Origin of the sequence: Bordetella genomosp. 7, assembly GCF_002261265.1 — a bacterium.
GTDB lineage: Bacteria > Pseudomonadota > Gammaproteobacteria > Burkholderiales > Burkholderiaceae_B > Bordetella_A.
Genome location: NZ_NEVK01000004.1, coordinates 553,638 through 579,214 on the forward strand (window position 1 = coordinate 553,638; position 25,577 = coordinate 579,214).

The 25,577-nt window shown below is 64.0% G+C and carries 27 protein-coding genes and 1 tRNA gene; 17 read left to right on the forward strand and 11 right to left on the reverse strand.

The window, feature by feature from the left end:
- Window positions 1-23 precede the first annotated feature (23 nt).
- From CAL19_RS09760 to CAL19_RS09770, 3 genes are read left to right on the forward strand one after another with little or no spacing between them, the layout of a single operon-like run.
- Entirely contained in the window at window positions 24-965 is a 942-nt protein-coding gene (locus CAL19_RS09760; RefSeq protein ID WP_094796668.1) for an AEC family transporter, read from the forward strand.
- An 11-nt stretch (window positions 966-976) separates the two neighbouring features.
- Complete coding sequence (locus tag CAL19_RS09765) at window positions 977-2,263, forward strand: arsenic transporter (protein WP_026638052.1); 1,287 nt, start codon at window positions 977-979, stop codon at window positions 2,261-2,263.
- Between the two features lie 51 nt (window positions 2,264-2,314).
- Complete coding sequence (locus CAL19_RS09770; protein WP_026638053.1) at window positions 2,315-3,976, forward strand: FMN-binding glutamate synthase family protein; 1,662 nt, start codon at window positions 2,315-2,317, stop codon at window positions 3,974-3,976.
- A 33-nt stretch (window positions 3,977-4,009) separates the two neighbouring features.
- Here CAL19_RS09770 and cls read toward each other — a convergent pair whose 3' ends face one another.
- Window positions 4,010-5,389, reverse strand: a complete 1,380-nt coding sequence (gene cls / locus CAL19_RS09775; RefSeq protein ID WP_026638054.1) for a cardiolipin synthase — start codon at window positions 5,387-5,389, stop codon at window positions 4,010-4,012.
- Window positions 5,390-5,404: 15 nt separating this feature from the next.
- Window positions 5,405-5,989, reverse strand: coding sequence for a hypothetical protein (locus tag CAL19_RS09780; protein ID WP_051423590.1), 585 nt, complete (start codon window positions 5,987-5,989; stop codon window positions 5,405-5,407).
- A gap of 244 nt (window positions 5,990-6,233) precedes the next feature.
- Between CAL19_RS09780 and egtD the strand changes: the two genes are divergently transcribed.
- From egtD to CAL19_RS09795, 3 genes are all read left to right on the forward strand, one after another.
- On the forward strand, window positions 6,234-7,211 hold the full coding sequence (gene egtD / locus CAL19_RS09785) for an L-histidine N(alpha)-methyltransferase (protein WP_094796669.1): 978 nt from the start codon (window positions 6,234-6,236) through the stop codon (window positions 7,209-7,211).
- Between the two features lie 20 nt (window positions 7,212-7,231).
- Entirely contained in the window at window positions 7,232-8,548 is a 1,317-nt protein-coding gene (gene egtB / locus CAL19_RS09790) for an ergothioneine biosynthesis protein EgtB (protein ID WP_094796670.1), read from the forward strand.
- Window positions 8,549-8,651: 103 nt separating this feature from the next.
- Window positions 8,652-8,728, forward strand: a tRNA-Met gene (locus CAL19_RS09795).
- Between the two features lie 320 nt (window positions 8,729-9,048).
- Here CAL19_RS09795 and CAL19_RS09800 read toward each other — a convergent pair.
- The 4 genes from CAL19_RS09800 to CAL19_RS09815 form a co-directional block, all read right to left on the reverse strand.
- Window positions 9,049-10,169, reverse strand: a protein-coding gene (locus CAL19_RS09800; protein WP_094796671.1) for an IS3 family transposase whose coding sequence is annotated in 2 segments (ribosomal slippage) — window positions 9,049-9,911 and window positions 9,911-10,169 — 1,122 coding nt in all. Because the reading frame shifts where the segments join, the coding sequence is not laid out codon by codon here.
- Between the two features lie 684 nt (window positions 10,170-10,853).
- Window positions 10,854-11,213 (reverse strand): hypothetical protein, encoded by a 360-nt coding sequence (locus tag CAL19_RS09805; protein ID WP_026638057.1) that lies wholly within the window; start codon window positions 11,211-11,213, stop codon window positions 10,854-10,856.
- A 117-nt stretch (window positions 11,214-11,330) separates the two neighbouring features.
- A complete protein-coding gene (locus CAL19_RS09810; RefSeq protein ID WP_094796672.1) occupies window positions 11,331-12,419 on the reverse strand; it encodes an AI-2E family transporter in 1,089 nt (362 codons plus the stop codon).
- 59 nt (window positions 12,420-12,478) lie between these two features.
- Window positions 12,479-13,192: a DUF3053 family protein gene (locus CAL19_RS09815; protein WP_141214371.1), complete on the reverse strand. Its 714-nt coding sequence runs from the start codon at window positions 13,190-13,192 to the stop codon at window positions 12,479-12,481.
- A gap of 192 nt (window positions 13,193-13,384) precedes the next feature.
- Between CAL19_RS09815 and CAL19_RS09820 the strand changes: the two genes are divergently transcribed.
- The 3 genes from CAL19_RS09820 (at window position 13,385) to CAL19_RS09830 (ending at window position 15,176) form a co-directional block, all read left to right on the forward strand.
- On the forward strand, window positions 13,385-13,756 hold the full coding sequence (locus tag CAL19_RS09820; protein WP_026638060.1) for a hypothetical protein: 372 nt from the start codon (window positions 13,385-13,387) through the stop codon (window positions 13,754-13,756).
- 371 nt (window positions 13,757-14,127) lie between these two features.
- A complete protein-coding gene (locus tag CAL19_RS09825) occupies window positions 14,128-14,424 on the forward strand; it encodes a hypothetical protein (protein ID WP_026638061.1) in 297 nt (98 codons plus the stop codon).
- A 62-nt stretch (window positions 14,425-14,486) separates the two neighbouring features.
- Window positions 14,487-15,176 carry a cytochrome b/b6 domain-containing protein gene (locus CAL19_RS09830; RefSeq protein WP_094796673.1) on the forward strand — a complete coding sequence of 230 codons (690 nt, stop codon included), beginning with the start codon at window positions 14,487-14,489 and terminating at the stop codon, window positions 15,174-15,176.
- Between the two features lie 81 nt (window positions 15,177-15,257).
- Here the strand turns inward: CAL19_RS09830 and CAL19_RS09835 are convergent, their stop codons facing one another.
- Window positions 15,258-15,716 (reverse strand): c-type cytochrome, encoded by a 459-nt coding sequence (locus CAL19_RS09835; RefSeq protein ID WP_026638063.1) that lies wholly within the window; start codon window positions 15,714-15,716, stop codon window positions 15,258-15,260.
- Between the two features lie 52 nt (window positions 15,717-15,768).
- Entirely contained in the window at window positions 15,769-17,145 is a 1,377-nt protein-coding gene (purB, locus tag CAL19_RS09840) for an adenylosuccinate lyase (protein WP_026638064.1), read from the reverse strand.
- 163 nt (window positions 17,146-17,308) lie between these two features.
- On the opposite strand from purB, the gene CAL19_RS09845 reads away from it, so the two are divergent.
- On the forward strand, window positions 17,309-17,917 hold the full coding sequence (locus tag CAL19_RS09845) for a glutathione S-transferase (protein ID WP_026638065.1): 609 nt from the start codon (window positions 17,309-17,311) through the stop codon (window positions 17,915-17,917).
- Between the two features lie 112 nt (window positions 17,918-18,029).
- On the opposite strand, the gene CAL19_RS09850 is transcribed toward CAL19_RS09845, so the two are convergent.
- The 3 genes from CAL19_RS09850 to gcvA are packed head-to-tail and all read right to left on the reverse strand — an operon-like array spanning window position 18,030 to window position 20,975.
- Window positions 18,030-18,848, reverse strand: a complete 819-nt coding sequence (locus tag CAL19_RS09850) for a sulfite exporter TauE/SafE family protein (protein WP_026638066.1) — start codon at window positions 18,846-18,848, stop codon at window positions 18,030-18,032.
- A gap of 50 nt (window positions 18,849-18,898) precedes the next feature.
- Window positions 18,899-20,029 carry a tRNA 2-thiouridine(34) synthase MnmA gene (mnmA, locus tag CAL19_RS09855; RefSeq protein ID WP_094796763.1) on the reverse strand — a complete coding sequence of 377 codons (1,131 nt, stop codon included), beginning with the start codon at window positions 20,027-20,029 and terminating at the stop codon, window positions 18,899-18,901.
- 10 nt (window positions 20,030-20,039) lie between these two features.
- A complete protein-coding gene (gene gcvA / locus CAL19_RS09860) occupies window positions 20,040-20,975 on the reverse strand; it encodes a transcriptional regulator GcvA (protein ID WP_094796674.1) in 936 nt (311 codons plus the stop codon).
- Between the two features lie 155 nt (window positions 20,976-21,130).
- On the opposite strand from gcvA, the gene CAL19_RS09865 reads away from it, so the two are divergent.
- From CAL19_RS09865 to CAL19_RS09895, 7 genes are all read left to right on the forward strand, one after another.
- Entirely contained in the window at window positions 21,131-22,117 is a 987-nt protein-coding gene (locus CAL19_RS09865; protein WP_094796675.1) for a Bug family tripartite tricarboxylate transporter substrate binding protein, read from the forward strand.
- Window positions 22,118-22,176: 59 nt separating this feature from the next.
- The gene (locus CAL19_RS09870; RefSeq protein ID WP_094796676.1) at window positions 22,177-23,046 is read left to right on the forward strand and encodes an N-formylglutamate amidohydrolase; all 870 of its coding nucleotides are present in this window, start codon (window positions 22,177-22,179) and stop codon (window positions 23,044-23,046) included.
- Between the two features lie 224 nt (window positions 23,047-23,270).
- On the forward strand, window positions 23,271-23,855 hold the full coding sequence (locus CAL19_RS09875) for a DsbA family oxidoreductase (protein ID WP_094796677.1): 585 nt from the start codon (window positions 23,271-23,273) through the stop codon (window positions 23,853-23,855).
- 9 nt (window positions 23,856-23,864) lie between these two features.
- On the forward strand, window positions 23,865-24,185 hold the full coding sequence (locus CAL19_RS09880) for a DMT family transporter (protein WP_026638072.1): 321 nt from the start codon (window positions 23,865-23,867) through the stop codon (window positions 24,183-24,185).
- Window positions 24,186-24,206: 21 nt separating this feature from the next.
- The gene (locus tag CAL19_RS09885; RefSeq protein WP_051423592.1) at window positions 24,207-24,602 is read left to right on the forward strand and encodes a DMT family transporter; all 396 of its coding nucleotides are present in this window, start codon (window positions 24,207-24,209) and stop codon (window positions 24,600-24,602) included.
- Complete coding sequence (locus CAL19_RS09890; protein WP_026638073.1) at window positions 24,599-25,084, forward strand: nucleoside deaminase; 486 nt, start codon at window positions 24,599-24,601, stop codon at window positions 25,082-25,084. Before CAL19_RS09885 ends, CAL19_RS09890 begins: the two co-directional genes overlap by 4 nt.
- A 75-nt stretch (window positions 25,085-25,159) precedes the next feature.
- Entirely contained in the window at window positions 25,160-25,570 is a 411-nt protein-coding gene (locus CAL19_RS09895) for a MarR family winged helix-turn-helix transcriptional regulator (protein WP_026638074.1), read from the forward strand.
- Window positions 25,571-25,577: the final 7 nt, after the last annotated feature.

Consider the following 25,577-nt stretch of genomic DNA (forward strand, 5'->3'; position numbering starts at 1 on the left):
GGTCTTTTCGCCCCCGCCATTTCATGGACGCCGTCGTCACCGCCGCCCTGCCGGTATTTGCCCTGATCCTGACTGGCTGGCTGGCCGCCCGCCTGGGGGTGCTGGGCGCCGCGGCAACCGACGCCCTGAACCGCTACGTTGTTTATCTGTCTCTGCCGGCCCTGCTGTTTCGGGCAATGGCCAACGCCGACACCGGCCAGGTGCCGTGGGGGTTCGTGGCGTCGTTCGCGGGCGGCATTGCGATCACGTTTGCCGCGGCATGCCTGCATCCCGGGCGACGCCGCCAGGGCCTGACCGATCTCGCCATCGAAGGGCTGGCGGCTTCGTACACCAACGCGGGCTATATGGGCATTCCGCTGTGCCTGGCGCTGCTCGGGCCCGCCAGCCTGGCTCCGGCTGTCATCACCACCCTGTTGACGGCCTGCGGCCTGTTCGGCGTGGCAATCGCCCTGATCGAGTTCGATCAGCATCGTGGCCGCCACGTGGGCATCACGCTCGCGAAAGTCATGCGCGCCCTGGCGCGCAACCCGCTGCTGATCGCGCCGCTGCTCGGGCTGGCCTGCGCCGGGTCCGGTGTTTCGCTGCCCGTGGGGCTGGATCGTTACGTGGAACTGCTGGGCGCTTCTGCCAGCCCCTGCGCACTGGTCACGATAGGTTTGTTCCTGGCGCAGGCGCGGCCCGGCGGCCACAATGCCGCCGTTGCGCGACTGGTCGCCGGCAAGCTGTTGCTGCAGCCGGCTGCCACGGCACTGTTTGCGTTTGTCATATTCCCCCAGCCTGCGCTATGGGCGTGGTGCGCCGTGCTGATGGCCGCCCTTCCCATCGGCACCGGGCCTTTCATGCTGGCTCAGATGTACGGCCGGGACGCCCGCGCCGCATCCCGGGCCATCCTGGTTTCCACCTTGCTGTCAGTGGTGACCGTCAGCCTGCTGGTTGCCTGGATCAGCACCCGCGAACTCTCGTGACCGTCGTTCCCATGCTGCTGCCCGCTTTCATCTTCATCGCTACGCTTACCTTCGTCATCTGGCAGCCGCGCGGCCTGGGCATCGGCTGGAGCGCCAGCGCCGGCGCCGCGCTGGCGCTGGCCACCGGCGTGGTGCACCTGGCCGACGTCGCGGCGGTCTGGCAGATCGTATGGAACGCAACGGCCACCTTCATTGCCATCATCATCACCAGCATCATCCTGGATGCGGCGGGTTTCTTCGAATGGGCGGCGCTGCACGTGGCCCGCTGGGGCCGGGGCCGTGGGCATTGGCTGTTCGCGCTGGTCGTGCTGCTGGGCGCGGCGGTGTCGGCGCTGTTTGCCAACGATGGTGCGGCGCTGATCATGACTCCCATCGTCATGGAAATGCTGCTGGCGCTGGGGTTCGGGCCCGGCGCGACGCTGGCTTTCGTCATGGCCGCGGGATTCATCGCCGACACGGCCAGCACGCCGCTGGTGGTGTCCAACCTGGTCAATATTGTCTCGGCGGATTTCTTCGGGATCGGTTTCGGCCGCTATGCGTCTGTAATGGTGCCCGTCAACTTTGCGGCCGTAGCCGCCACCCTGGCGGTACTGTTTCTATACTTCCGCCGCCACATTCCGGCCCGCTACGATGTGTCGCAGCTGCCCGCTCCCCGCTCGGCAGTGCGCGACCCCGTCACGTTCCGCGCCGGGGTGGCAGTGCTGGTGCTGCTGCTTGGCGGCTTCTTCGTGCTGGAGCCCCTTGGCGTCCCTGTCAGCGCCATCGCCGCCGCCGGCGCGCTCATCCTGCTGCTGGTGGCCGGACGCCAGCACATCGTCGGCACACGTCGCGTCATGCGCCAGGCGCCCTGGCACATTGTGGTCTTTTCGCTGGGCATGTACCTGGTGGTGTATGGCCTGCGCAATGCCGGCCTTACCGCGCACCTGGCGGAACTGCTCGATGCCTTTGCCGAAATGGGCATATGGGGCGCGGCGCTGGGCACGGGCGTGGTGACGGCCTTTCTCGCCTCGGTGATGAACAACCTGCCCGCAGTGCTGGTGGGCGCGCTGGCCATTGCCGACACCGGCGCCACCGGCGCGGTGCGCGACGCCATGATCTACGCCAACGTCATCGGCACCGACCTGGGCCCCAAGATCACCCCCATAGGCAGCCTGGCCACGCTGCTTTGGCTGCATGTGCTGGCCCGCAAGGGCTTGCGGATCACCTGGGGCTATTACTTCAAGACGGGCATCGTGCTCACGCTGCCGGTGCTGCTGGTGACGCTGGCTGCACTGGCAGTGCGGCTGACATACTACTGATCTCGCCGCATCTGGTGGTAAGGTTGCCGTCATCCTCCACAGGAGACACACATGAGCTGGATGTTTGGCCGCTATACCACCTTCGTCCTCGTGATACTGGGCACAGCGCTGTCGGCGAGTCTCGCATTCGCGATTTCGCCCCACTGGCTCTGGGCTGTGGTTCCGCTGACGCTGTTGACCCTGCTGGGCGTCTATGACCTGATCCAGCCGCGGCACGCGATTCGGCGCAACTACCCCATCCTGGGCAATCTGCGCTTCTTTTTCGAGTTCATCCGGCCAGAGATCCGCCAGTATTTTCTGGAAGACGATACGCAGGCCACGCCGTTCTCGCGCGCACAGCGCTCTATCGTTTACCAGCGCGCCAAGCAGGAAATCGACAAGCGTCCATTCGGCACCCGCGAAGATGTGTATGGCGAGCGCTACGAATGGGTCAACCATTCGCTGGTGCCGGCGCGCATTGCGGATGCGGATTTCCGCGTCATGGTGGGCGGGCCGGAATGCACCCAGCCGTACTCGATGTCGGCGTTCAACATTTCTGCGATGAGCTTCGGCGCGCTTTCGGCCAACGCCGTCATGGCGTTGAACGAAGGCGCACGCCTGGGCGACTTCGCGCACGACACCGGCGAAGGCGGTATCAGCCGGTATCACCGCAAGGCCGGCGGCGCGCTGGTGTGGAACATCGGCTCGGGGTACTTCGGATGCCGCGACGAAAACGGCGCCTTCTCCGAACAGGCCTTTGTGCGCAACGCCTGTACGCCCCAGGTAAAAATGATCGAGATAAAACTGTCGCAAGGGGCCAAGCCGGGCCACGGCGGCATCCTGCCGGGCGCCAAGGTCACTGCCGAAATCGCCGAAGCGCGGGGTGTCGCGCCCGGACAAGACTGCAACTCGCCGTCCAGCCACAGCGCGTTTGATTCTCCCATTGGCCTGCTGCACTTCGTGCAGCGCCTGCGCCAGCTGTCCGAGGGCAAGCCTGTGGGATTCAAACTGTGCGTGGGCCATCCATGGGAATGGTTTGCCATCGCCAAGGCCATGCTGGAAACCGGCATCACGCCCGACTTCATCGTTGTCGACGGCGCCGAAGGCGGCACCGGCGCGGCGCCGGTCGAGTTCGTCGACCACGTCGGCACCCCATTGCGCGAAGGCCTGCGCCTGGTGCACAACACTCTTATCGGCATCAACCTTCGCGATCGCATCCGGCTGGGGGCCTCGGGCAAGATCATCACCGCCTTTGACATGGCTCGCGCCATGGCCATGGGCGCCGACTGGTGCAACTCGGCCCGCGGCTTCATGTTCGCCATCGGCTGCATCCAGGCCCAGGCTTGCCATACCGATAAATGCCCTACCGGAGTCACCACCCAGGATCCGGGGCGCCAGCGGGCCCTGGTGGTGCCGGACAAGGCCCAGCGCGCGGCGAATTTCCATGGCAATACGCTGCAGGCGTTGGCCGAGCTGCTGCAGGCTGCCGGCCTGACGCATCCCAGCCAACTGCGCCCGCACCACATTGCCCGTCGCGTATCCACCAGCGAAGTGCGGCTGCTGTCCGCGCTGTATCCGGAGCTTGAGCCGGGCGAACTGCTGCGCGGCGAATTCCGGCACAACGTGTTCAAGGTGGGCTGGTCGATGGCTCGCCCCGATTCATTCCAGCCGGCGCATGACGTTACCGTCGCCCTGGCCGCGCTGCATCGCGAACAAACCATGCACGCGCACTGAGTCAGCGCGGCCGCCCGGGGCCCGGCCGGCCGCCTATAGCCAGCGTTCGAACAGGCGCGAAAAAAACTCCATGAACCGATCATCGGCGCCACGCGCACGCCATTCCTGCAGGGTGACCTGCTGCGCGGCGGCCACATCCCGTTCGAACAGGGCTTCCATTTCGGCGCCAAAACGCGGCCCCAGAATTACGGCATTGACTTCGTAGTTCAGCGCAAAACTGCGCCAGTCCATATTGCTTGACCCCACCGTGGACCACACCCCGTCCACGACGGCCGTCTTGGCATGCAGCAGCGCATCGCGACGTTCGTAGATTTTCACGCCGGCCTCGAGCAGGTCTTCATAGTGCGATCGACCGGCATGGAACACCAGCGACGAATCGCTGAACCCGGGCAGCACCAGCACGACGTCCACGCCCCGGCGCGCGGCATTCATGAGCACTTCGATGAACGCCGGGTCCGGCACGAAGTACGCCATGGTGATGTGTATGGACGTCTGCGCGCTTTCGAAGGCCGACATCAGCGTCAGGTACACCGTATAGCCGTCGCTGCGATCGGGCTGATTGGCCAGGATGCGCACCGCGAGGTCGCCCTGCCTGGGCACCTGGGGAAAAAAATCGGTGTGCTCAAGCGGCGGCCCCTTCTGCGATTCCCAGCCCGCGAGCAACACGCGTTCCAGTTCGGCCACCGCGGGCCCCTCAATGCGGATATGCGTATCGCGCCACGGCTGCGACTCGCGGCCATCCTTGCCGGGATTCGACCCCGACGAATATACGCTGCTGACATTCAGGCCGCCCAGATAACCCACCTGACCGTCCACCACCAGGATCTTGCGGTGATTGCGCTGATTGGGCGACCATCCCGCACGCGCTCGCACCGGATTGACCGGGTTGAACACGACGACCTGCACACCCGCCTCGCGCATGCGGTCGAACAGGGTATCGGCCGTACCCAGCGTGCCCACCGCGTCGATCATCACCGCCACGGCGGCGCCGCGCTGACGGGCGGCGATCAGCGCGTCGGCAAAGCGCCGCCCTTCATCGTCGTCGTCGAAGATGTAGGTTTCCATGTGCACGTAGCGCCGCGCGTGCGCAATGGATTCGAGCATCGCGCGGTAGGTGGCGGGCCCATCGGCCAGCAGATGCACGTCGTTGCCGGCAACTAGCGGAGCTCCGCTGATTGCTTCTTCAACTGCCTGGTGCCGTGCCAGGAAATCCCTGTTGCGCGCATCCGGCGCACGCGCCGCGATGGCCTTTCCGCGTTCGTAGCTGGCCCAGCCCGAATCGGCCGACAGGCCCGCCTGCACCTTGCGGGCCTGCCGCTGCTCGGAGTCTGGCACGCTCGCACACGCCGCCAAGGCGCCCGCCGCGAGCAGGCACATCAACCTTGCCGCAACTCTCGAGTAGCCGGCGTTCATGGGGAATGTCGCGGCTCAGGGTTGCCACTGGGTGCGGTGCGACACCGGCGCGCGGCGGGCGGCCGGGCGCCTTTGCGCCTCGACATCCGTCCAGCGTCCGCCGCGCCACCGACCGTGCTCCCGGTCTACCTGGAACCCGCCCGCGTCGCGCAGCAGCGCCATCACCGCTTCTTCTTCGTCCGGCTCCACCTGTACGGCCAGCAATACTGCCTGGTCGGCTGCGGGCACGGTGCGCAGACGCTGGTCGCGTTGCATCATCAGGCTGCGCCCTGCCCACCACGCGCCTACCGCCGCCCCGGCGCAGGCGCCGAGCGCGCCCCCGACCACCACGGCAATATCGCCGCTGGACAGAAAAATTGCCGCGACGGTGGCCAGCAATGCGCCCACGGCTGCCAGGGCCGCTGCGCGCCAAGCCAGGCTGTAGCGGACCTGGCCGGCCTGCGCCTCGGGGTCATCCGCCCACGATTGCACTTGCCCAGTGCGCCGGCCGCCGCGGAACAGGCTCACCGCGTCTTCGCGGAACCCATCGGTAAACAGGGCATGGGCGGCGCTCTTGGCCGATGGAACACTATCGAAACGGGCAACGATTATCGACGACATACGCAGACCCTTGGCAGATAGACCGTGCCCCTATTCTGCTCGTAGTCCGACGGCGAATCCCCCTGCTTTGGCAACCAGCGGTAATGCAGTATTTCGCCGAAGCCACCCCAGATACACTTGTTCGGGAACTCGGCCGATTGGCTATCGTTTAGTTAAAAAGCATTGCAATCGGCGTCGTATGCTTGACAGCGCAACGGGGTGCGCCGCGACAATAGCCTACGCACAACTGCCTGGAAACCGTCGAATGGTCCCACCCCGCAGCATGTTCGCCCCCGCGTCGCACGCCCTGGCAGAAGACTCGCCCGGCGCGCCGGCGCAGGCCAGCCAGGAACTACAGGCCGGGTTGCTGGCCCCATCGCCGCATATTGACCCCAAGTACCTGTACGACCGCCTGGGCTCCAGTCTGTTCACAGCCATCACGCTACTGCCCGAGTACTACCCCACCCGCTGCGAAGCAGAGATACTGCAGGAGCATGCGGCCGATATCGCCGCGCATGCGGGGAAAGTCGAGGCCTTGATAGACGTGGGCGCCGGCGACTGTGTCAAGGCCGAACGCCTGTTCGCCAGCCTGCAACCGCGCCGCTACGTGCCTATTGATATCTCGGCCGGCTACCTGCAAACGGCGGTACAGCGCCTGCAACACGCGCATCCGGATATCGAGATCATGGCAGTCTGCCAGGATGTCCACGACACGCTCGACCTGCCGCACGCCATTCCCGAACGGAACCGGCTGTTTTTCTACCCCGGCTCGAGCATCGGAAACCTCGACCCCGGCCGGGCAGCGCGGATGCTCGCGCGCATCCGCGCCGCCTGCCCCGGCGGGGGCCTGCTGGTGGGCGTCGACCGGGTCAAGCCGCGCAGCATACTCGAGCCGGCCTATGACGACGCATTGCGCCTGACCGCCGCATTCAATCTCAACCTGCTGCGACACGTAAACCAGTTGCTGGGCAGCGACTTCCAGGTGGATGACTGGTCCCACGTGGCGCACTACGATGAAGCCAACTCGCGCATCCAGATGTTCCTGCAGGCGCAACGCGATGTGCTCGTACGCTGGCCCGCAGGACAGCGGCGCTTTGCCGCCGGCCAGCGCATTCATACCGAGAACTCGTATAAGTACACGCCCGAGAAATTCCGCGACCTGCTCGCCCAGGCGGGCTTTCGCGACATACAACATTGGTCGGACGAGCGCGGCTGGTTTTCCGTGTTCAGCGCCCGCGCTTGATCCGCAATACCCGAGACGCCATGGACGCTCCCGTCTTGCCAGCACAGCCCGCCGGGCCAGATTCTCTTGCCGCAACGCCGCCCGTGCGTGAACTTGCGCAACGCTATGCCGATGTGCGCGGATTGACGCGCATGCTCGCGCAACCCCTGAGCGCCGAAGATTGCCAGATCCAGTCCATGCCCGACTGCAGCCCGGTGAAATGGCACCTGGCCCACACAACCTGGTTCTTCGAGACTTTCCTGCTGACGCGATTCCAGCCCGGCTACGAACCGTTCCACCCGCAATACCGGGTGCTGTTCAACTCGTACTACAACGCCGTGGGCGAAAAGCATCCGCGTCCGCAGCGCGGCATGCTGTCGCGGCCGTCTCTGGATGACGTTCTGCGATATCGTGAACACGTAGACCTGGCCATGGCGAAACTGCTCGGCGACTCGGCCGACCCCGCTTGCGCCGCGCTGGCCGAACTTGGCCTGAATCACGAACAGCAGCACCAGGAACTCATTCTCACCGACATCAAGCACGCCCTGTCCTTGAACCCGCTGCGACCGGCCTATGCGCAGGCGTCGCAGCCATCCGGCACAACGCCCAGCTTGCCCGCGGGCTGGGTGCGCTACAAGGGCGGCATCGTGCGCATCGGCCACGAACAGGCCGGTTTCGCCTTCGACAACGAAGGCCCGCCCCATGATGTACTGCTGCAGCCGTTCCTGCTGGCCGACCGCCTGGTCACCCAAGCTGAATACCTGGAGTTCATGAACGACGGCGGCTATCGCCGCCCCGAACTGTGGCTGTCGCTGGGGTGGGAACGCGTATGCAGCGAACAATGGCAGGCGCCGCTGTACTGGGAACATCACCAGGGCGGCTGGCACGCGTTCACCCTGCAAGGCATGCAGCCGCTTGATCCGGCCGCGCCAGTGACGCATATCAGCTACTACGAAGCGGATGCCTATGCGCGCTGGAAACAGGCGCGGCTGCCTCGTGAAGCCGAATGGGAACACGCGGCCCGCACGCTCGCCGAGCCCGGCCCCGCCAACCTGCTCGACGCGCAACGACTGCACCCCCAGCCCGCGCCCGCCGGGGGCCGCGTGCCCACGGAACCCGCCCAGCTCTATGGCGACACCTGGGAATGGACCTGCAGCGCCTACGACGCGTATCCGGGCTACGCGCCCGCGGCGGGCGCGGTGGGCGAATACAACGGCAAATTCATGTGCAACCAGTTTGTGCTGCGCGGCGGCTCGTGCGTCACGCCGCCCGGCCATATCCGCGCCACTTACCGCAATTTCTTCCCGCCGGAAGCGCGATGGCAGTTCTCCGGGATCCGCCTGGCGCGTGACGCCTAGGCTGTTTGCAAGAAGCAAAATGATCGTGCTAGAATTTTGTTCTTGCCCGGGCACGCGTTGCCAGGCAGGAAGCAGGCGCAGGCATATCATGCCCCCTTGCTTAGGCGCATTAGCTCAGCCGGTTAGAGCGACGGAATCATAATCCGCAGGTCCCCTGTTCGAATCAGGGATGCGCCACCAGAGATATCAAAAAGCCCCGAGGCCTTGTGCTTCGGGGCTTTTTTACGCAAATTTTCTGGTAAGCCCTTGATTTATAAGGGATTTATCAAATCTAAAGTCGCACTTTATTTAAGTGTGGTTGGGGGTTGCTAGACGCTGTAGCTGGTACAAAAGGCTGGTACAAAACACTGGTACAAATGCCTTGGGAACCAGCCATCAAATCAACGTTTAGAAGGCTACCCCAAATGACTCGTTTACTTGAAAAAACACCGTATCTGTTTCCCCACCCGCAGTCGCAAAGTTATTGGTTCCGGCGGGGTGTCCCTGACCTGCCCCCAGACTTAGTACGGCACCGACATAGAGTCCAGGGTTAAAAACCGTTGTTGTCGATGCGCCTGAGCAAACTGCTCCGGCGTTAAGTATCCCAGCGCGCTATGCGGGCGTTCGGTGTTGTACTCGACGCGCCAGTCTTCGATCAAGGATTTGGCTTGGCGCAGCGACAGGAACCAATGCTCATTCAGGCATTCATCGCGGAATTTTCCGTTGAAGCTCTCGATGTATGCATTCTCCACGGGTTTGCCTGGTCTGATGAACGACAGCTTCACGCCGACCTGATAGGCCCAAGCGTCCAAGGCCCTGCCGGCAAACTCTGGGCCGTTGTCCACGGTGATGGATTTGGGCAGCCCATGCAGTTCCGCAAGCCGTTGCAGCACCTGCGCCACCCGCAATCCCGGCAGTGATGTATCGACCTCGATGGCAAGACACTCGCGCGTGTAGTCATCGACGATGTTCAAGCACCGGAACCTGCGGCCATAGGCCAGACCGTCGGACACGAAGTCCATCGACCAGCTCTGATTCGGCGCCGTCGCAACGGGACGAACTACCCGCTCTGCGGGAGCGATGCGCTTGCGGCGACGCTTACGAACGCTCAAGCCGGCTTGGCTGTAAAGCCGCCAGACCCGCTTGTGATTCATCTGCCAGCCTTCACGGCGCAGCAGAATATGGATGCGCCGATAACCGTAGCGTCGCTTGAGCGCTGCCATCTCCTTCATGCGCTCGATCAATGCCACATCGCCCGTACGCTTACTTTCATAAGCGAATAGCGACCGGGAAATGCCTACCAGCCCGCAGGCCCGGGTGATACCCATGCCGCGCTCGGTCATCAACGTTCTGACCGCTTCGCGTTTGGCCTGCGGGCTTGCTACTTTCGGCTCAAAAGGTCCTGAAGCGCAGCCTTGTCCAGCATCGATTCAGCCAACAGCTTCTTGAGCTTGTTGTTCTCTTGCTCCAGTTCCTTCAGGCGCTGGGCGTCCGAGACGGTCATACCGCCGAACTTCGCCTTCCAGTTGTAGTAGGTGGCCTCCGAGATCCCGTGCTTGCGGCACAGTTCGGCCACCTTGGCCCCTGCCTCGGCCTCCTTCAGCACCCCGATGATCTGTTCTTCCGTAAATCGTTTCTTCATTGCCGTTCCTTTGTGAACGGACTCTACATCGATTTCGTACTAAGTCTGGGGGCAGGTCAATGAACTCGCACATTTCTTGCAACGTATGCCCCATCTGCCTGGCACGGTTCTGGAGAGCGGCATACAAAGCGGCCCCCTTTACGCCTCCTTTGAGGACGTCGGCATCCAAATGCCCGTCCCACGTCAGCTCCTGGTCAACAATGGCCTGTAGTTTCTTGCGCGTCTGCGCCCTGGATGCCGCACCGCTGACGTCGTTTTTGTCTTTCATTCTGAGGTTCCTATACAAGTGGCTCTGGTCACTGCGGGCTATGATTCAGTCGAATAAACCCACGTTCCTAACTTGTATATGGACCTCTTTTTTTCTGGCTCGGGTAGCCCAAAAAATGGGCTTGGACACTGGCACACGGTACTGGTACACTGGGGGTCAAGCAGCCTCTAATGATTTGATAAATAAAGGTTTTCCCTGATTTTTGAAGTGGCTTTCGAGAATCAGGGATGCGCCACCAGAATTACACGGCCCGCAGCAATGCGGGCCGTTTTTATTCGCGCGTCCGGCGTGACGTAGTTATTCGCGCGCCCGGCTCAACGTCGCCCAATTCCTGCCCGCATCCACATCGCCGTGCCGCCAACAGCCAAATGGCCCGCGCTTGGGCGGGCCATTCTGCATCGAGCGTGCGGGCCCGGCTACGCGGCCACGCGCAAATGCCGCCCGGGCTTGCCCGGCTTGGCGGGCCGCAGCAGGCTGCTGGGCACGTCTTCCACCAGAGCCGGTTCGCACCGTGCGCTGACCTGCCCCGGCAATATCCAGCTTTTGCCGTCTTTACACTCGGTGGCCTGCAGATGCCTGGCCAGGCGCAGCGCATCAAGCTCGGCGCGCTCGCGCCCCGATCGCACCATGTCGCAGAAGCGCGCAAAGCTGAACGTATGCGCACCTTCGCGCCCGATGATATCGACGCATCCGCGATATTCGCCGAAGTCGACCTCATGCACCCGTGGCCGGATGGAATAACTCACCTTGGAAGCGAAAGCAGAAAGCGTGTCCATGGCTTGATCTCCCTGTGAAGTGATGCCCTTCCAGGGTAGAGCAAGACACGTACCCGCACGTGTTTCCTTTGCAATCGTTGAGAACGATTACTGCGCGGTTACAACTGCCACACTTGCCTACATCCCATCGGATGCGGGCAGGTCGTCCCGCGCCCGGGCCTTGTCGAGGTCGGTGCTGAACAGATCCCAGCAGGCCACAAACAGCGCCGCCACCAGGGGCCCGATGACGAAGCCATTCAGGCCGAACAGAGCCATGCCTCCCAAGGTGGATATCAGCACGACATAGTCGGGCAGCTTGGTGTCCTTGCCCACCAGCAGGGGCCGCAGCACGTTGTCGACCATGCCGATCACCAGCACTCCGAACAGGATAAGCACCACCCCTTGCCAGACAGCGCCGGTGCCCAGGAAGTAAATGGCTACCGGCACCCAGACCAGGCCGGCGCCGATGGCGGGCAACAGCGACAGGAACGCCATGACCACGCCCCACAGCACCGGGCCCTGTACTCCCAGCAGGAAGAAAATCGTGCCGCCCAGGGCGCCCTGCACTGCGGCCACCACGATATTGCCCTTGACGGTGGCGCGTATGACCGTGGTGAACTTGCGCAGCAGATGCGTCTTGCGCGCCTTGCTCAGCGGCAGCGCGCCGCGCAGCCGCGCCGACAGCAATGATCCGTCGCGCAGCAGAAAGAACAGCAGGTACAGCATGACGCCGAAGCTGATCACGAACTGGAAGGTATCCTGCCCGATGTTGAAGGCCTGTGTGGCAAGAAACTGGCTACCCTGCATGACGCCGGCGGTCAGCTTGTCTTGCATGCTGGTCAGGTCGCCCAGGCCGAAACGGTCGAGCAGTTCCTGCACCGACACCGGCAGCGCGCCCAGAACCTGCTGAAAATACGCGCCGAAGTTCACGCTGCCGGACTTGACGCGCTGGTACAGGTTGGCGCCCTCTTGCACGAGCGACCCGGCGATGAAGGCTACGGGCACTATCACCACCAGCAAGACCAGGGTCAACGAGATAAGCGCGGCCAGGTTGCGGCGCGCCCCCAGCTTGGCCGCGATTTGCCGATGCACCGGAGCAAAAATGATGGCCAGGATGGCGCCCCAGAACACGGCGCCGTAGAACGGCCACAACACTGCCAGGAAAGCGATTGTGACTACGGTCAGCAACAGCAAGAAAAAACGGTAATGCAGGCTAGATCCGCTCATGTTTCAGTCCTGTCCCGGCGGTTGCAGTGTGATGCGCATTGTACAAAGCCCGCCGCAGATCAGTCGGGGGCAAGGGCCCAAAGACCGGCCCGGGCCTGACCGATGGTCGTCGCGTGTCCGTTCAGAATATCGAGCAGCCGATTGAGTTCGTGCAGTACGGATGGGTCGCGCACCGCCGCGGCGTCTGCGGTTACCGCGATCTGATCGCCGTGCCGGTCCACGTATTCCACGACACGCAACGCATCGTCCGTCGCCGCTGCCGCGGTCGCGAGCCAAACGTCCAGTCGGGCCCCTTGGTCGATGACGATGCGCTGGTATACCGGCGCATAGACGCGTAGCACTTCGTCTGGCTGCCGCAGTTCGGCGACCTCGGCGTTCGCGTGGCCCAGCGCCTGCTGCAGGTCGTCACGCGCGCGCGCCAGCGCCTGGCGGTCGGTGGCCAGCGCCGGCCCGCGCTCGAGCAACTGCGCCAGGGTATGAAGTTCGTCGTGCTCGAGCGCGGCCTTCAAGACGTCGACTGCCCGCCGGGCGACCTGGTCGTAATCTGCCAGCACCTCGTAATGTCGGGCGTATGTGCCGAAGGCATCGCGCTGCGCATCATCCGGCACGCGCAACGGGCCGGTGTGCTCGGGCATAGCCTGTGGCTGCAACCATGCGATAAATGCCGCGCGCTCTTCAGGTTCGTTATTCATGCATGCCGCAAGCGCCAGCCCGACCACCGCCAGCCAGGCCAGGCGAAACCATCCGTTCACCACCATACGCTCAATACTCAAGAGTCCTCCCGGCCCGGCTGTCTTGCCGCCGGTTCGAACATTACCTGAACTGCGCCCCTGCAGGGCGGGTATACAGGTATTGTTGCCTGGGAATCGATATGTGACAGCCGCGACCGCAGCTGGCCGCCCGCAGCTGGCCGCCCGCAGCTAGCCGCCCGCAGCTAGCCGGCCTCTTGCCCTACAATGCTCGGCATGACCACCAGACCCGACGCCACCCCGCAACCCTGGGGCTACAGCCACCCTGACTGCCGCGGCGCCACGGCATTCCTGTTCTTCACTTCAGACCTGGCGCGCACGGTCAACCAGGAACTGGCGTCGCCCACGATTGACGACGCCGCCCTGGCACGCGCCCAGCTGGCGGTCGACGCCCTGCTGCAACGCTATATCGACATCCAGGCTGCCCCGGCCGCCTTTGCCGGCCAGCGCATCACTTTGAAGCTTGAGCATTCGCCTGGCGGTGGCGCGCAGGTGGCACTCGAAATGTCACCCGAACTGGAAGACCAGATCATCGAAGCGCAGCGTCTTGCCCACCAGGACGCCGCCCTCAGGCATCAAGGGCACTGAACCCAAAAAAGTATTGACAAAACAATAATTTAGTCCTACTATTAATGGTTTGCGACGCCCCAGCCAGGGCGCGCTCAATACACGGGTATTCGAAAAGATTGCCGGCCGTCAACGCGATTCGTCCGGCTATTCAATAAAGTCATCCCGTCGCAGCCATCCGGCTGGTCATTGCGCCGCAGTGCCTGCCATGGCTGCCGCCCGGTACGCGGGCGGCAACTTCCCGCCGACATCGGCAACCGCCCCGAGCCGCATCGAAGCGCATTGCGCTTGCGTATGCCCGATCGTACCAGCTAGTGCACACAGGCCACGTCGCCCCTGCATGCGCACGCACGTTGCTGCATTTCCATAACGACAACTCGAAAGGAAACAATATGAACCGATCCATCCACCCCCTGAACGTCGCCCAGCTCCTGCCTCGCGACCGCCACTGCAAGCTCGACCACACGCCTATTCACGTGGGCGACGTGGTGCACCTCAAACCTGCCAACGGGCCCGAAATCCGCGCCACCGTGATCTACAACGCGCCGATCAACGGCACGGTGACCTACACCACTGACCTGGTGCGGCCGTGCGGGCAGTCCGTCGGCCCCGCCATGCGTATCCGCTTTCGCCACGAACACGTGCACCGCATCGAGCCGGTGCGCCGCCCGGAATCCCGCACTGCCTGACCCGGCCGGCATCGCCGGCACGCATGCTAAAGTCGGCGTCGTCGCCTTCTTTTGTCTTGCCCATGCAGCACACACGTTCGTCCGTACGCATCTGGGATCTTCCCACCCGCCTGTTCCACTGGGCCCTGGCCGCCTGCATCGTCGGCGCATACATCAGCGTCAAGCTCGGCGGCTTGTACATGGAATGGCATGTATGGTTCGGCCTGGCCACGCTGGGGCTGGTGGCATTCCGGTTGATGTGGGGGTTGGTAGGGCCGCGCTATGCCCGGTTCGCCACCTTCGTGCGAGGCCCCGCAGCGGTCAAACGCTATCTGCAAGGGGCGATGGCCCCGGCCGGACACAACCCCCTGGGCGCCTGGTCTGTGCTCGCCCTGCTGGCCGTTGTGGGTTTCCAGGCAGTCAGCGGCCTGTTCGCCACCGACGACATCATGACGCAAGGCCCGCTCTACGCGCGCGTCGATGAGCCCTTGTCGGCATGGTTTACGTCGTGGCACGGCACCAACGAGTGGGTCATCATAGGCCTGGTCTGCCTGCACTTGCTGGCCGTGGCCTGGTATGCGGTAGTGCGCCGCAAACGCCTGGTGCGCACCATGATCACCGGAGACGCTCGCCCGCAGGATGTGCCGCCCGGCACCCCGCCCGCCGATGACGGGCTGCACATATGGCTGCGCGCCCTGCTGGTCGCCGGCCTTGCCGCCGCGCTCGTATTCTGGATACGGTCGCTGGAAGTGGTCGCCAGCTTCTCGTTTTAGCTGGCCGCCCAACCATACAAGACAGACCCCCCGGCGCCCGCAAGGGCGCCGGGGGGTTTGCTTTTCGGCCACGGACAGCCGTTATTTCTTCTTCCGGTACGAGTCGTGGCAGGCCTTGCAGCTTGCTCCCACATCGCCAAAAGCCGCGCGCAGTTTGTCCAGGTCGCCCGAATCAGCCGCCGCGGTAAGCTTGGTCATGCTCTGGGCGAACCGTTCGCGCTTCTGCTCGAAACCGGCCGCATCGCTCCAGACTTCCGGACGCGCATCGCCGCCTTCGGTGCCCGGCCCGAACGCAGCCCAGGGCAAGGCGGCCAGCGTATTCAGGATTTGCACATTCGCCTTGATCTGCTCGGCATCGTACGGCGCCTGGCCCTTGATGACCGGTTGCATGCGGCCAAAATGCGAGCCCATCAGCGCGAGCGCCGACTGCCGGTACTTGATGGCGTCGGCCGGCTTGGCGAACTGCGCATGCGCCGCAGCGGGCCACAGCGACGTGACACTGATACAGGCGGCAAGAGCCAACATGGGGAACTGCTTCATGAATAATCTCCCGTGAAGGACAGACAAAGCCGGACGACCGGCAGTGTACGGACTATATCGCCCGGGCAAGTTGCGCCGCCAGCCCCACGTACGTGCGGGGCGTCATGGCCAGCAGGCGCGCCTTGGGTTCGTCGGGCAACTCCAGGCCCTGGATGAATTCGCGCAAGGCTTCTTCGGTGATGCCCTTGCCCCGGGTAAGGGCCTTGAGCTGTTCGTAAGGCTGAGGCAACCCGTAGCGACGCATCACGGTCTGCACCGGCTCGGCCAGCACCTCCCAGCATGCGTCGATATCCGCATCGATGGCGGCGGCATTCACTTCCAGCTTGCCCAGGCCGCGCAGGCACGAGTCCCACGCCACCAGGCTGTACCCGAACCCCACCCCCAGGTTGCGCAGCACGGTGGAGTCGGTAAGGTCGCGCTGCCAGCGCGACACCGGCAGCTTCTCGGACAAATGGCGCAGCACGGCATTGGCCAGTCCCAGGTTGCCTTCGGAATTCTCGAAATCGATAGGGTTGACCTTGTGCGGCATGGTGGAAGACCCCACCTCGCCTTCTTTCAGGCGCTGCTTGAAGTACCCCAGCGCCACATACCCCCAGATATCGCGATCGAGATCCAGCACGATGACGTTGGCACGCGCCACGGCGTCAAACAGCGCCGCCATCCAGTCGTGCGGTTCGATCTGGATGGTGTGGCGATTTTGCGTCAGCCCCAGGCCGGCCAGCACGCGCGCGCTGAAGGCGGGCCAATCGATCTCGGGATAGGCCGACAGGTGCGCGTTGTAGTTGCCCGTGGCGCCGTTGAGTTTTGCCAGCGGCTCGACCGCCTCGATGGCGGCAATGGCGCGCTGCAGCCGGGCCGCCACATTGGCGAACTCCTTGCCCAGCGTGGTGGGGCTGGCCGGCTGGCCGTGCGTACGCGACAGCATCGGCTGGTCGGCATGCTGCCCGGCCATTGCCTGCAGGGTGTCGGCTATCTGGCGCAGGCGCGGAACCAGCACCTGGGAGCGCGCACGGGTCAGCATCAGTGCATGCGACGTATTGTTGATGTCTTCCGACGTGCAGGCAAAATGGATGAATTCGGCGGCGCGGGCCAGTTCGGGGTCGCCTTCAACCTGCTCTTTCAGCCAGTATTCCACCGCCTTGACGTCGTGATTGGTGGTGCGTTCGATTTCCTTGATGCGGGCGGCATCGGATTCGGAGAAGTCGCGCACCAATTGGGCCAGCCGGCTGCGCGCGGCCTGCGTGAATGGGGGCAGTTCGGGCAGGCCGGCGTCGGACAACGCCACCAGCCACGCCACTTCGACTTCGACCCGATGGGCCATGAAGCCCGCCTCGGACAAAAGCCCCCGCAGCGCATCGCCCCGGGCGGCGTAGCGGCCGTCCAATGGGGACAGCGCATTGAGATAACTGATCTGATCGGCGATTTGCATGGCGAAGTGGGGGAAAAGACGAATGAACGGGCGGGCTGGCGATTTTATCACCCAGGCTGTGTAACAACTTGGCAACAATCCGTGGCATAAAGAGAACTTCGCACATTAGCGGATACCGCTCCTGCTATACTGCGGCCGCTTTCCGACTTCGCTTGTGGCCTCCATGAAACTGATCGGCTCGCTTACCAGTCCCTATGTCCGCAAAGTGCGGGTCGTCATGGCCGAGAAGAAGCTGGACTTCCAGCTCGAACTCGAAAACGTCTGGTCTCCCGACACCCAGATCCACACCTACAACCCGCTGGGCAAAGTGCCCTGCCTGGTCATGGAAGACGGCGGCGCTCTGTTCGATTCGCGCGTCATCGTCGAGTACGTGGATACCCTGTCGCCGGTTGCCCGGCTGATTCCGCAATCGGGGCGCGAGCGCGCCGCAGTCAAGTGCTGGGAGGCCATTGCCGATGGCGTGCTTGACGCCTGTGTCACGATCGTAAAAGAAAACCAACGCCCCGAGACGCAGCGCAGCCCGGACTGGATCGAGCGCCAGTATCGGAAGATTCACGCGTCTCTGGACGCGATGAACACCAGCCTGGGCGACCAGCCGCATTGCATGGGCGTGAACTACACCCTGGCCGACATCGCCGTGGGATGCGCGCTGGGATACCTTGATTTCCGTTTTGCGTCGCTGGACTGGCGCGCGGACCATTCCCATCTGGCGCGCCTGTACGAAAAACTGTCGGCGCGCGTCTCGTTCATCGACAGCGCGCCCCCGCGGTAAGCGCGGTTTCCGGCGCCGCCAGGCCGCCGCGCGGCGGGCCGCGCCGGAGTCTGATCATATGCGTCCGGGCATGGGGCCACGCCCGCAAGCGGGCGCAACCCCAGTTGTGCGCTTACATCGCGAATGCCTGCCAGGCCTTGACCAGCATGTATGCGGCCAGCGCAAACAACAGGCAGGCAAATACCCGCTTGAGCGTGGCCACGGGCAGGCGATGCGCCATGCGGGCGCCAGCCGGCGCGGTAAGCACGCTGGTGGCCACCAGGGCCAGCAAGGCCGGCCAATAGATGTAGCCCAGCATGCCTGGCCGGCTGATCTGCTCGTTCAGGCCCGACACGACGTAGCCGACACTATTGGCAAGGGCAATGGGAAACCCCAGCGCGGCCGACGTGGACACGGCGGAGTGCAGCGCGACATTGCACCAGACCATGAACGGAACCGACAGGAACCCGCCCCCGGCGCCCACCAGCCCCGACAGGAACCCGATACCGGCGCCGGCCGCCGTGGTGCCCGCGATACCCGGCATCTGGCGGGACGGCTTGGGCTTTTTGTTGCGCAACATGCTCCAGGCCGAATAACCCACGAACAGCGCAAAGAACAGGGACAGCCAGGCGGTACTCAACGCCGCAAACGCGGCGCCGCCCGACAGCAAGCCGCCCACGATGATGCCCGGCGCCATGGCGAACACGATCTTCCATTGAATGGTGCCCTTGCGCTGGTGCGCGCGCACACTGGATACCGAAGTAAACAGAATGGAGGTCATGGACGTGGCGATGGCGGCGTGCACGATAAGATCCGGCGACATCCCCTGCCAGGTAAACAGCATTGTCAGGAAGGGAACCAGCAGCATCCCCCCACCGATGCCCAGCAGGCCGGCCGCGAACCCCACCACGGCTCCCAGCGCCAACAGGCAAACCAGCATTGCTACATCCACGTACTACTCCTTGGCTTGATAGAAAAAACGTGCGCGCGGCCCGGGCGGCATCAGGCGATGATGCCGCCGCCCAGGCAAATATCGCCGTCATACAGTACGGCCGACTGGCCGGGGGTTACCGCCCACTGGGGCTGGCTGAATGACAGCCCGAAATCGGTTTGCGTGACGGCATCGATGGCGCAGGCCGCGTCGGCCTGGCGGTAACGCGTCTTGGCGCCGTAGTCGCCCGGTTGCGGCGGACGGCCCGCCACCCAGCTGGCGTCCTGCGCCTTCAGGCTGCTCGAAAGCAGCCATGGATGGTCGTGACCCTGCACGACATACAGAATATTGCGTTCGAGGTCCTTGCGGGCCACGTACCAGGCGTCGGCCGTGCCGTCTTCGCGCTGGCTGCCCTTGACGCCGCCCACCCCCAACCCCTTGCGCTGGCCCAGCGTATAGAAAGACAAGCCGTGATGGCGCCCCACGCGCTGGCCTTCCGGCGTCAGGATATCGCCCGGCTCGCTCGGCAGGTAGCGGTTCAGGAACTCGCGAAACGGCCGCTCGCCGATAAAGCAGATGCCAGTCGAATCTTTCTTGGCGGCATTGTGCAACCCGATTTCATGGGCGATCCGGCGCACCTCGGTCTTGTTGATTTCCCCCAGCGGGAACAAGGTGCGCGACAGCTGCGCCTGGTTCAGCCTGTGCAGGAAGTAGCTCTGGTCTTTGGTGGCATCCAGCGCTTTCAGCAACTGGTATTCGCGGCCATGCGGCCCGGCAATGGCGCGCACCCGAGCGTAATGGCCCGTGGCAATATGGTCGGCGCCAAGCGTCATCGCATGGTCGAGAAACGCCTTGAACTTGATCTCGGCGTTGCACAGCACATCGGGATTGGGCGTGCGGCCGGCCGAATACTCGCGCAGAAACTCGGCGAAGACGCGGTCTTTGTATTCGGCGGCAAAATTGACGTACTCGAATTCCACACCCACCAGGTCGGCTACGCTGGCCGCGTCCAGCAAGTCCTGGCGGGTCGAGCAATATTCCGAATCGTCATCGTCTTCCCAGTTCTTCATGAACAGGCCGATGACTTCGTACCCCTGCTGCTTGAGCAGCCAGGCGGAAACGGACGAATCGACGCCGCCGGACATGCCGACGACTACGCGGCGGCCTTTGCCGGAAATCGGGGGGAGTGTTGCAGGTGACATGGCGGCCATTTTAGAGCGAGGCGGCCCGGACCGATGCGGATGCCTCTGCCGGACGCGGCTCGGCCGCCGCGGACACCTCCATCAGCCAGGCGCGAAATGCCTGCAGGATGGGCAGGCTGGCCTTCTGCTCGGGGTAGCACAGGTAATAGCCCTGGCGTGCGCGTATCGGCAACTGCAACGCCAACGCCAGCTTGCCGTCGCGAAGCTCGTCTTCGATGAGGCAGCGCGGAATCAGCGCAATGCCAAAGCCGGCGGCGGCGGCCTGCGACAACAGGGAATACTGATCGAAACGTGCGCCCTCGAGCGCGCGCCGCGTGTCGCAACCGGCCTGCTCGAACCAATCGCGCCAGCCTTCCAGTGCGGACGTGTGGTGCAGTAGCGGATAGCGCAACAGTTCGTCGGCCTGCTCACAGCCGTCCGAAATCAGGCGCGGGCTGCATACGGGCACGACATCCCGCCCCACGATGTAATCGGCCCCGCTGCCGGGCCAGATGCCGTCGCCAAATCGTACAGCGGCGTCCAGCTCATGGTTGGAAAAGTCGTAGCCCAGGCGATGAGGCAGGAACTCCACATGGATATCCGGCCGCACCCTCATGAACGCCGCCAGGCGGGGAATAAGCCACCGCGCGCCGAACGTGGGCATGCAGGTCAGGTACAGCGTGCCGCCCTTGCCCTGGTGAGCGATAAGCTCGACCGTGGCAGCCTCGATCTGCCCCAGGCCCGCCTGGATTTTCTTCAGATAGCTTTGCCCTGCTTCCGTCAGGACCAGGCCCTGCCGGATGCGCAGGAATAGTTCCACCCCAAGAAACTGTTCGAGGTGTTTCACTTGTTTGCTGACGGCCCCCTGCGTTACGCAGAGTTCCTGAGCCGCCCGCGTGAAGCTGCTATGTCTGGCAGCGACTTCAAAGGCCCGGAGGTCGGTAAGGGAAGGACAGAATCGGCGCATCGGGCGCGAGGCAATTCGTAACGAATTACAACAACAAGCATGACCAAAAGGAATAGCTTACGGAGAATCTTTCGTTTGCGCAAATGGGCGCGCGCCGCCCAGAATCGTGGAGTTTGCGAATCGCAACGCACCGACTATTTCTTTCAGGGGAATCCATGCAACGTCGCAATGTCATTCTAGGCCTGTCTCTGGCCGCCGTGCTGGCCTCGCCGCTGGGCGCAGGCATCGCCCACGCCCAGGACGCGTATCCCAACAAACCGATACGCCTGGTCGTGCCCTTCCCGCCCGGCGGCACCACCGATATCGTCGGCCGCCTGTTCGCCGACCAGCTCGGCAAGGTGCTGGGCCAACCCGTGGTGGTGGAAAACAAGGCTGGCGCCGGCGGCTCTATCGGCAGCGCCCAGCTGGCCAGCAGCGAACCCGATGGCTACACGCTGGGCATCGCCACGGTGAGCACCCATGGCATCAACCCGGCCATTTACCACAACCTGCCCTTCGACGCCGAGAAAGACTTCACGCCGATCTCGAACCTGGCAGCCGTGCCCAACGTCATGGTCGTCAACCCCAAGGTGCCGGCCAAGAACATGGCCGAGTTCATTGCGCTGGTCAAGAAAGAGCCGGGCAAGCTTGCGTACGCCTCGGCCGGCAACGGCTCGGTGTCCCACATGATGGGCGAACTCTTCAAGATGGCGTCCGGCACCGACCTGATGCACGTGCCCTATCGTGGCGTCGGCCCGGCGCTGAACGACACGCTGGCCGGCCAGGTGGACGTGCTGTATGACAACCTGCCTTCGTCGCTGCCGCACATACAGGCCGGCAAGCTCGTGGCGCTGGCGGTGGCCTCGCCCAAGCGCGTCGCCGCGCTGCCGGACGTGCCTACTTTCGCCGAAGCCGGGCTGGAACCCGTAAACGATTCGTCCTGGTTCGGGCTCGTGGCGCCGGGCAATCTGCCCAAGCCCATCGTCGACAAGCTGTACGCCGCCGTCGTGAAGGCCAGCGCTGACCCTGCCGTGATCCAACGCCTGGAAAACCTGGGCGCCGCGCCCGTGGCCAACACGCCCGACGCATACGCCCAGCAGATCTCGGCCGAAATCGCCAAGAACAAGCGTATCGCCAAAGAAGCCAACGTCAAGATCGACTGATCGATCGGGCCTCCGCCCTCCCCGGGCGGAGGCTTTTCCGCTTTTGCCTTGCCATCCCCATGCTCATCACCGAACCCCTGTCCTATCGCCTGGCGCTGCCCGCCGACTATCCCGAAGCCTCGGCCGCCCTGGTGCTGGACTCGCCGCACAGCGGCACCGCCTACCCCCCGGATTTCGCATCATCGGCGCCCCTGGGCGCACTGCGCACGGCGGAAGACACCTGGGTCGATGACCTGTGGGGCGATGCGGTATCGATGGGCGTGCCGCTGATCGCGGCCTCGTTTCCACGCGCCTATATCGACGCCAACCGTTCGGTCGAAGAAATCGATCCGCAACTGCTCGATCAGCCCTGGCCCGAGCCGCTGCCGGAATCGCCCAAGGTAAAGCTGGGCAAAGGCCTGGTATGGCGCATGCTGGATGACGGCACGCCGCTGTACGACCGCAAACTCAGCGTGGACGAAGTGCGGCATCGCATCGATGCCTGCTGGAAGCCATACCACGCGCGCCTGGGCCAGCTGATCGACGCCGCACATGCGCGCCACGGCAAGGTCTGGCACATCAACTGCCACTCCATGCCCAGCGTCGCCGGCGCGTACGCCACCGACAAGCCTGGCCTGGTGCATCCCGATTTCGTGCTGGGCGACCGTGACGGCTCGACCAGCGATCCGGCGTTCCGCGAGTTCGTCGCGGCCTGGCTGGCCGAGCGCGGCTACGACGTTACTGTCAACGACCCTTACAAGGGCGTTGAGCTGGTGCGTGCCTTCGGCCAACCTTCGCAAGGCCGTCACAGCCTGCAGGTAGAGATCAACCGCAAACTCTACATGGATGAAACCAGCCTGCGCCCCACCGCCAACTATGCCAAGCTGAAGAGCGATCTGCGCGACCTGACGGCCGCCCTGCTCGACTGGACCCGTACGCAGCTGGGCTGAACCAAGCCGCCGGACCGGCCGCCTGGCCCCTGCGGCCGGACGTCTGACCCTTCGTCGCGGCCCCGCGTGGGCCGCCGCCCCCCTTCCCCGACATTCTCCCAAGCCGCGACAAATGCGGCTTATCTTTCGTACGCCCGCTAAATAAATGCATGCACATACATTTATGTTGACATGCCTGCGCAACGCCAATAATATGCATGCACATGCATTTATATGGAGAACCCATGCATACCATCACCGTCTACTCCGACTTTGTATGCCCGTACTGCCTGCTGGCAGAAAAGACCCTGTCGGAAAGCCTGGCCGGCAACGAGTTCCGCATCGATTGGCGGGCCTTTGAACTGAGGCCCTACCCGGTGCCGACGCTCAAGCCGCAGGACGCGTACCTGCCTGAAGTCTGGCGGCAATCCGTCTATCCGCTGGCTGAACGGCTCGGCGTGCCCATCCGCCTGCCTGCGATTTCTCCTCAACCCCGCACCCGATTGGCCAGCGAGCTGCTGTGGCTGGCTCAAGAGCGTGGCCGGGGCCATTCGTACACCATGCAGGTTCTGCGCGCATTTTTCCAGGACGGTCAGGACATCGGCAACGCCGAAGTTCTGGTACGGCTGGCCGGGCAATCGGGGCTGGACTCAGAAGAAGCCCGCCAAGCGCTTGATTCCGGCCGATACAGCGGCGCACACCGCGCGGCGCAGCATCACGCGCGCGATGTCCTGGGCATCACCTCCGTACCAACCATCATCGTGGGCAACCAGACCTTCCGCGGCATACCGGCCCCGGCTGCGTTGGCCAGCGCCCTGGTCTCTATTTAAGGAAACAACATGAACTGGATCTATCTGAGCGTCGCCGTAGTGTTCGAGATCGCCGTCGCCGTCAGCGCAGGCAAGGCCATGGGATTCACCCGTCTCGGCTGGACGGTCGCCACGCTTGCCAGCGGCGCCATCGCGACGTTTTTCCTGAGCCTTGCCCTGCTCACCTTCGATGTGGGCGTGGGCTACGCAATCTGGACGTCAGTGGCCGGCGTGGGCATTGTGATACTCGGCGCACTGTTCTTCGGTCAACCGATAACCGGCAAGAAACTACTCGGTATATTGCTTGTGATAGGCGGCGTGGTGGGCCTGCGGCTAAGCGGCGCGGCTTAACAGAAAAGGATGGGAAACGACATGACTACTGAAAAGCAAACAAACAACGGGCGAGCCTGGCTGATGCTGATGCTGGCAAGTGCTTTCGAGATCGGCTACGCACTGAGCGTAGCCAGCAGCAAGGCCTTCACAGTTCTGGACTGGTCACTCGCCGCCGGGGTGTTTTTCCTGCTGACGCTATACACGCTGAGCGTGGCGCTGCGCACCATCGACGTGGGCATCGGCTACGCAGTATGGGCCGGCATAGGTTCGGTGGGTGCAGCCGCCCTGGGCAGCGTAATGTTGCACCAGCCGCTCACCCTGGCGCAGGCGTTCTGGCTGGCGGTGATCATCGCGGGCGTGGTGTGGCTGAAGCTGGCCGACAGCGCGCGGCTCGCGACACTCGCGCAAGGCGCAGCCTCGGGGGCCAGGCAATGAACGGCCAACCCCAGGAACTCATTCTCAAGCGCATGCAGGAAACAGTGGAGCTGTCACTGCGCCAAGTGGACCGCGGAGGCATACCCTTTGCTGCCATGGTGCTGGATGTTCATGGCCGCGTGCTGGGCAGTGGTGTGAACCAGGTGCGCGAACACCATGATCCTACGGCCCACGCGGAAGTGCAGGCCATGCGCAATGCCTGCGCACGGGCAGGTGCGACGCGCCTGCCCGGCACGATCCTGCTGGCATCTGGCGAACCATGTGCCCTGTGTTACCTGGCCGCGCTTTATGCGGGTGTGACGCAGATCTGGTTTGCAGCCAGCCGCGACGAGGCCGCCGCGCATGGATTCGACTACCGCGACACCTATCGGATCTTCGCGCACGACCCGCTGGATTGGCCCGCTGCGGCCTCGGCGCGGCTCGCGGTGCCGCCGGCCCACAAGCCCTTTCATGCGCACCGGGCGCGCGGCCGCGCGCCATGACGGGCATGGGCGCCAACTTGCATGGCCATGCATATGCGAAAATGTGCTTTTCTGCAGGCTGACATCGGTTCCGGAATGAGCAAGAAGAGCGACGCATGGCTGCACCTGATCCAGGTGGTTGCGGCAGTCGAGAACGACCTGGGCAAGACGCTGCAGGCCGGCCACGGCCTGGGGCTGTCGGAATACCGTGCGCTGGCCGCCCTGGCGCAAGCCGAAAACGCGGAACTGCGCATGCAGGACCTGGCCTCGCACCTGGGGCTGAACCAGAGTTCGGTCTCGCGCATGGTCGAACGGCTCGAACGCGCCGCCCTGACCGTGCGCGACCTTTGTCCGGACGACAGGCGCGGCGTTTATACGGTGCTTACCGATGCCGGCCGTGCGCGGCTGGAGCAGGCCCGCCCAGACTATGAGCGCGCATTGTCCGGGGCGCTGAAAAAGCACCAGGGCGACAGATTCCTGTCCGCGGGCGCGCCCAAGGCCAGGTAGGCCCGCG